We start from the raw sequence: 6,741 nt of genomic DNA on the forward strand, positions 1-6,741 counted from the left end.
TCGCTTCGCTCGGCGTGAGGCGACCCTCCCCCTCCAGGGGAGGGTGAGGACGAACGTAAGCCGCTACTCAGCCTTGAACGCCCCTACACCGCCGCCGTCGTCACACCGCCGTCGACGACGATGGTCTGTCCCGTCATGAAGGTCGACGCATCCGATGCGAGATACGCCACCGCGCCGGCGATCTCGTGCGGCTCGCCGATGCGGCGCAGGGGCGTCGTCGCGCAGCGCTGCTTCAGGCGGGCTTCGTCCTCCCACAGCGCGCGGGCGAAGTCGGTCTTGATCAGGCCGGGCGCGACGCAGTTGATGCGCACGCCCTGCGGGCCCCATTCGCCGGCGAGGCTGCGGCACAGCGCGAAGTCGGCGGCCTTGGAGATGCCGTAGGCGCCGATCACGGTCGAGCCGCGCAGGCCGCCGATCGAGGAGACGATGATCACCGAGCCCTTGCCGCGCGCGGCCATCGGCGGGATCGCCTTGGCGCAGAGCCAGAGATTGCTCTTCACGTTGGAGGCCATGATCTTGTCGAAGGCCTCGTCCATGATGTCGAGCAGCGGGCCGTAATAGGGATTCACCGCGGCGTTGCAGACGAGGATGTCGACCTGGCCGTAATGCTTGACGGCGCCGTCGATCAGCGCATCGACCTCAGCCCGGCGCGAGATGTTGCAGGCAATGACATGCGCATCGCCGCCATTGGCGCGGATGCCGGCCGCGACCTCCTCGCAGGCGTCCGCCTTGCGGCTGGAGATCACCACCTTGGCGCCGAGCTGCGCCAGCAGCTCCGCCGACGCGCGGCCGATGCCGCGGCTGGACCCGGTGATGACCGCGACCTGGCCTGACAGGTTGAAGGGATTGGGGGTCATGTCTGCTTCCTCCGCGTCATTGCGAGGAGCGAAGCGACGAAGCAATCCAGGGCAACGCATGACGCCCTGGATTGCTTCGCTTCGCTCGCAATGACGGCTCAAAAATCAAACCACATCGGAGCCAAGCCATCGTAGGCACCGAAGAGCCTCAGATCGTCATGCGCGGGCTTGACCCGCGCATCCATCATTTTTCGAAAGCGATGGGTTGCCGGGTCAAGCCCGGCAACGACGAGTTTCCTAGATCAGCCCACCGGCCTCGCTAACGCGGCGCATGTGGTAGTCGGTGTCGCCGAAGGTGCTCTCGATCATGGTCAGGCGCTTGAAGTAGTGGCCGATCTTGGCCTCCATCGTCATGCCGATGCCGCCATGGAGCTGGATCGCCTGCTGGCCGACGAACTTGCCCGATTTGCCGATCTGCACCTTGGCAGCGGCGATCGAGGTGGCGCGCTCCTTGGCGTCGTCGAACTCGGCGGCCATGGTGGCGAACATCGACATCGAGCGGGCCTGCTCCAGCGCCACGAACATGTCGGAGGCGCGGTGCTGCAGCGATTGGAACGAGCCGATCGCGACGCCGAACTGCTTGCGCGTCTTGATGTACTCGACCGTGGTCTTGAGCGATTCGTCCATCAGGCCGACCGCTTCGGCGCACAGCGCGATGCGGGCCTCGTCGACGACGCGCTCGATCAGCGGAAGGGCATTCGCGGCATCGCCGATCGCAGCGTCAGCGCCCACTTCCACGCCGGTGAAGGTGATGTCGGCGGCGTGCAAGCCGTCCTGGGTCGGATAGCCCTTGCGGGTGACGCCCTTCGCATCAGCGGGCACGATGAACAGGCCGATGCCGGACTTGTCGCGCTGGCCGCCGGAGGTGCGCGCGGTGACGATCAGCGTATCGGCGTTCTCGCCGTTGAGCACGACGAACTTCTCGCCGTCGATGACATAGCCGTCGCCCTTCTTCTTGGCGGAGGTCGCGACATCGAACAGGTCGTAGCGCGACTGCTTCTCGAGCTGGGCGAACGCAAACGTCTTGCTGCCGTCGATGATATCAGGCAGATGCGCGGCCTTCTGCGCCGCCGAGCCGCCATGGCGGAGGAAGCCGCCCGACAGCACCACGGTCGCGAGATACGGCTCGAGCACCAGCGCGCGGCCCATCGCCTCCATCACGATCATGGTCTCGACGCCGCCGGCGCCGAAGCCGCCATCTTCCTCGGAGAACGGCAGGCCGAGCAGGCCCTGCTCGGCGAGCTTGGACCAGATCGCCTGGCTCCAGCCGCCCTTCTCCTTCATGTACAGCTTGCGCTTGTCGAAATCGTAGGCATCGGCCAGCAGGCCGTCGATGCTGTCCTTGAGGAGGCGCTGCTCCTCGGTGAGATCAAAATCCATGTGAGTTGCTCTCTCGAACGCGTGCGTTTGTTGTGGGCGCCACTGTCGCCATTCATTCCGCTGTCATCCCCGCGAAGGCGGGGATCCAGTAATCGCCGGCATCTGTGATCAATCACAGCTGCCGCGGCGTACTGGGTCCCCCACCTGCGCGGGGGACGACACCTGTTATGTCGGACCAGCCGAACTACAGACCCAGCACCGCCTTGGCGATGATGTTGCGCTGGATCTCGTTGGAGCCGCCGTAGATCGAGACCTTGCGGTTGTTGAAGTAGCTCGGCGCGATCTGGGCGGTCCAATCCATCGTCTCGTTGCTGTCGTCGTCGCCATGGATGTCGTAGGGCGCGGCGAACGGGCCGATGACTTCCATCAACAGCTCGGTGGTGGTCTGCTGGATCTCGGAGCCCTTGATCTTGAGCACCGAGGAGGCCGGGTTGGGCTTGCCCTTGCCGTGCTTGCCCTCATCGGCGACGACGCGCAGCTGCGTCAGTTCCAGCGCCTTCAGCTCGACCTCGCATGCGGTCAGCTTCTCGCGGAACGACGGATCCTCCAGCACGGGGCGGCCGCCGGACTCGACCTTGGCGGCAAGCTCCTTGATGCGGCGGATGCGCTCCTTGGACACACCGACGCGGGCAATCCCCGTGCGCTCATTGCCGAGCAGGAACTTGGCGTAGTCCCAGCCCTTGTTCTCCTCGCCGATCAGGTTCTCGATGGGCACCTCGACGTCGTCGAAGAACACCTCGTTGACCTCGTGGCCGCCGTCGATGGTCTGGATCGGACGCACCGTCACGCCCTTCGACTTCATGCTGAAGACGATGAAGGAGATGCCCATCTGCTTCTTGGCGGAGGGATCGGTGCGGCACAGGCAGAAGATCATGTCGGCGTGCTGGGCGAGCGTGGTCCAGGTCTTCTGGCCGTTGATGATCCACTTGTCGCCGCGGCGCTCGGCCTTGGTCTTCAGCGAGGCGAGGTCGGAGCCCGAGCCCGGCTCGGAGAAGCCCTGGCACCACCAGTCGTCGACATTGGCGATGCGCGGCAGGTACTTCTTCTTCTGCTCCTCATTGCCGAAGGTGTAGATGACCGGGCCGACCATGCTGACGCCGAAGGCGAGCGGCTGCGGCGCGGGATAGGCCTGCAGTTCCTCGTTGAAGATGTAGTGCTGCACCGAGGTCCAGCCGGTGCCGCCATATTCCTTCGGCCAGTGCGACACGCCCCAACCCTTCTTGTTGAGAATGCGCCACCAGGTCACCATCTCGTCTTTCGACAGATGCCGGCCCTCGACCATCTTGCGCCGCGTCTCCGCGGGCACGTTGTCCTTGAAGAACTGCCGGACCTCCTCGCGGAACGCCTGCTCTTCCTTCGTGAATGCAAGATCCATTGGATCCTCCCGTTAGTATCGCGATCGTTCGTTTCGTCGTCCCGGCGAACGCCGGGACCCATAACCACCGGCGGGCGTTGGGGCGAAAGGCGTCTGCCATCATGCCCAAGCGACATCACGCGGTATGGGTCCCGGATCTGCGCCCGCAAGCGCGTTGCGCTTGCAGGCTTGTCCGGGACGACACCTTAAAATAATCCCGCGCGAGCTTCGCCCGGGACCTCTCGTTCTTACTGCAGCACCTCGAACAGGCCGGCGGCGCCCATGCCGCCGCCGACGCACATGGTGACGACGGCGTATTTGGCCTTGCGGCGGCGGCCTTCGATCAGGGCGTGGCCGGTGAGGCGCGCGCCCGACATGCCGTAGGGATGGCCGACCGAGATCGCGCCGCCATTGACGTTGATCTTCTCCGGATCGATGCCGAGCTTGTCACGGCAGTACAGCACCTGCACCGCGAACGCCTCGTTGAGCTCCCACAGGCCGATGTCGTCGACCGTGAGGCCGTGGCGCTTCAGCAGGCGCGGCACCGCGAACACCGGGCCGATGCCCATCTCGTCCGGCTCGCAGCCGTGCGCCACGAAGCCGCGGAAGATGCCGAGCGGCTGCAGGCCGCGCTTGGCGGCTTCCTTGTCGCTCATGATCACCGAGGCCGAGGCGCCGTCGGACAGCTGGCTGGCATTGCCGGCGGTGATGGTGAAGCCGTCGCCGCGCACGGCCTTGAGGCCCGCGAGACCCTCAGCCGTCGTCTCGGGACGCGGACCTTCGTCCTGCGACAGGGTGATATCCTTGAACGAGATGTTGCCGGTGGCCTTGTCGGTCACGGCCATCTTGGTCGAGATCGGCGCCAGCTCCTCGTTGAACTTGCCGCCCTGCTGCGCGGCTGCGGTGCGGCGCTGGCTCTCCAGCGCATATTCGTCCTGGCGCTCGCGCGAGATGCCGTAGCGCTTGGCGACGACCTCGGCGGTGTCGATCATCGGCATATAGACATCGCCCTTGATCTCGAGCAGCGCCGGGTCGGTGGCCTGGAAGCTGTTCATCTTGTCGTTCTGAACCAGCGAAATCGACTCGCCGCCGCCGCCGACCGCGATCTCGACGCCGTCGAAGATCACCGAACGCGCGGCGAGCGCGATCGCCTGCAGGCCCGACGCGCACTGGCGGTCGATCGTGGTGCCGCCGACCGACACCGGCAGGCCGGCGCGCAGCAATGCCTTGCGCGCGATGTTGCCGCCGGTCGAGCCCTGCTGCAGGGCCGCGCCCATCACGACGTCCTCGACCTCGGAGGGATCGATCTTGGCGCGCTTGACGGCCTCGCCGATGGCGTGGCCGAGCAGCGTCGCGCCCCCGGTGGCATTGAGCGCGCCGCGATAGGCCTTGCCGATCGGCGTGCGGGCGGTGGAAACGATGACGGCATCGGTCATGGACGACCTCCTGTTGTTGTTACGACTGTTTGCTGTGAGATGTTGAAGATTGCTGCTGGCGCAATTCGTGACGCGACAATTTGCCGACCGGCGTGCGCGGCAGTTCGTCGACGAACTCGACGGCCGCCGGCAATTCGTGCTTGCCGAGCTTGCCGGTGAGGAAGTCGCGGAGCTCCTCGACCGGGAACGGCGCGAAGCCGTCGCGCAGCTTGATGAAGGCTTTCGCGGCCTCGCCGCGATAGGCATCGGGGATGCCGATCACGATCACTTCCTGCACGGCAGGATGCGTGTAGATCGCCTGCTCGATCATCTGCGGATAGACGTTGAAGCCGCCGGAAATGATCATGTCCTTCTTGCGGTCGACCAGGAAGTAGAAGCCGTCGGCGTCGACATAGCCGATGTCACCGGTCAGGAAATGGTCGCCGACGAAGGACTGCGCCGATTCTTCCGGCCTGTTCCAGTAGCCCCTGGTGACGTTCGGTCCCTTGACGCGGATTTCGCCGACCTCGTTGATCCCGAGCACCTTCGAGGGATCCTCGAGCGACACGACGTCCATCTCGATGCCGGGCAACGCGATGCCGATCGAGCCCGGCTTGTCTGGCCCCTCCTTCGGATGGCTGGTGCCGGGCGAGCAGGTCTCGGTCATGCCCCAGCCGCTCTTCAGCTTCATGCCGACGCGGCGCTCCAGGATGCGGGCGACCTCGACCGGCAGCGGCGCGCCGCCGGAGCCGACGCTGGTCAGCGACGACAGATCGCGCTTGTCGAGATCGGGCAGATTGGCGATCGCGATCCACATCGTCGGCACGCCCGGGAAATAGGTCGCGCGCTTCACCTCGATGTCGCGCATGACGGCTTCGAGATCGAAGCGTTGATGCAGCGACACCAGGCTGCCGATGCGCAGCGCGGTCAGCAGCACGACTGTCAGAGCGTAGATGTGGAACAGCGGCAGCACGCAGATGACGCGGTCGCCGCCGTCATGCTGGGTGCGGGTGGCGCGGCTCCAGATCTCGATGATCGACACCGCCGAGGTGAGATTGCCATGCGTCAGCATGGCGCCCTTGGGCAGGCCGGTGGTGCCGCCGGTGTATTGCAGCAGCGCGATGTCGTCGGGCGAGATCGTGGGCCACGCCGCCGGCGCCACCGCGCCCTCGACGAAGGCGCGATGCGTGATCACGGCGGGGCTGTCCGGCAGCGCCGTCTGCGGCGTGCCGACCTTGCCCCAATGATCATCCTCACAGACGATGAGGCGGTCGAGCAGGCCCTTGGCCAGGAACTTCAGCGCCATCGGCAGCAGCGCCGACAGGTTCGACGTCACCAGGATGCGCGCGCCGGAATCGCTGAGCTTGTGCGACAGCGCGATTTCACCGTCGAGCGGCGACAGATGCACGACGCGGGCGCCGGCCTTGAGCGCGCCGAAGAAGTTGATCGGATGATCCGGCGAGTTGCCGAGGAACAGCGCGATCGAGGCACCCTTGCCGTAGCCCGCGCGCAGGAAGGCCGCGGCGGCCTGGTCGACGAGAGCTGACAGCTCGTTGAAGCTGATCGGTCGATCACGGAACTCGAGCGCAGGGCGATCGCCGAAGTCACCAACGGCCGTCGCCAGCAGATCCGGCAAGGTGCCGCGCGCGAGCGGCGCGTCCCAGCGGACGCCTTCGGGATAAAACTGTTCGCCGGGATGGGTCATGCAAACTCGACTTCCGTTGGCGTAAGGTAG

General features: G+C 65.7%; 5 protein-coding genes. All 5 read right to left on the reverse strand.

The genetic code is table 11. The annotated features are described in order from the left end of the window. Positions 1–83: 83 nt before the first annotated feature. The 5 genes from BRAO375_RS04095 to pimA all read right to left on the reverse strand — a co-directional run bounded on the left by BRAO375_RS04095 (position 84) and on the right by pimA (position 6,711). Positions 84–857 carry an SDR family NAD(P)-dependent oxidoreductase gene (locus BRAO375_RS04095; RefSeq protein ID WP_009026190.1) on the reverse strand — a complete coding sequence of 258 codons (774 nt, stop codon included), beginning with the start codon at positions 855–857 and terminating at the stop codon, positions 84–86. 237 nt (positions 858–1,094) lie between these two features. After that, positions 1,095–2,237, reverse strand: a complete 1,143-nt coding sequence (pimD, locus tag BRAO375_RS04100; protein WP_009026192.1) for a pimeloyl-CoA dehydrogenase small subunit — start codon at positions 2,235–2,237, stop codon at positions 1,095–1,097. 184 nt (positions 2,238–2,421) lie between these two features. After that, complete coding sequence (gene pimC / locus BRAO375_RS04105) at positions 2,422–3,612, reverse strand: pimeloyl-CoA dehydrogenase large subunit (RefSeq protein WP_009026193.1); 1,191 nt, start codon at positions 3,610–3,612, stop codon at positions 2,422–2,424. 227 nt (positions 3,613–3,839) lie between these two features. Then, complete coding sequence (locus BRAO375_RS04110; RefSeq protein WP_009026194.1) at positions 3,840–5,027, reverse strand: acetyl-CoA C-acyltransferase; 1,188 nt, start codon at positions 5,025–5,027, stop codon at positions 3,840–3,842. Between the two features lie 19 nt (positions 5,028–5,046). Beyond that, positions 5,047–6,711: a dicarboxylate--CoA ligase PimA gene (gene pimA / locus BRAO375_RS04115; RefSeq protein ID WP_009026195.1), complete on the reverse strand. Its 1,665-nt coding sequence runs from the start codon at positions 6,709–6,711 to the stop codon at positions 5,047–5,049. Positions 6,712–6,741: the final 30 nt, after the last annotated feature.

Origin of the sequence: Bradyrhizobium sp. ORS 375 (assembly GCF_000239775.1) — a bacterium.
GTDB lineage: Bacteria > Pseudomonadota > Alphaproteobacteria > Rhizobiales > Xanthobacteraceae > Bradyrhizobium.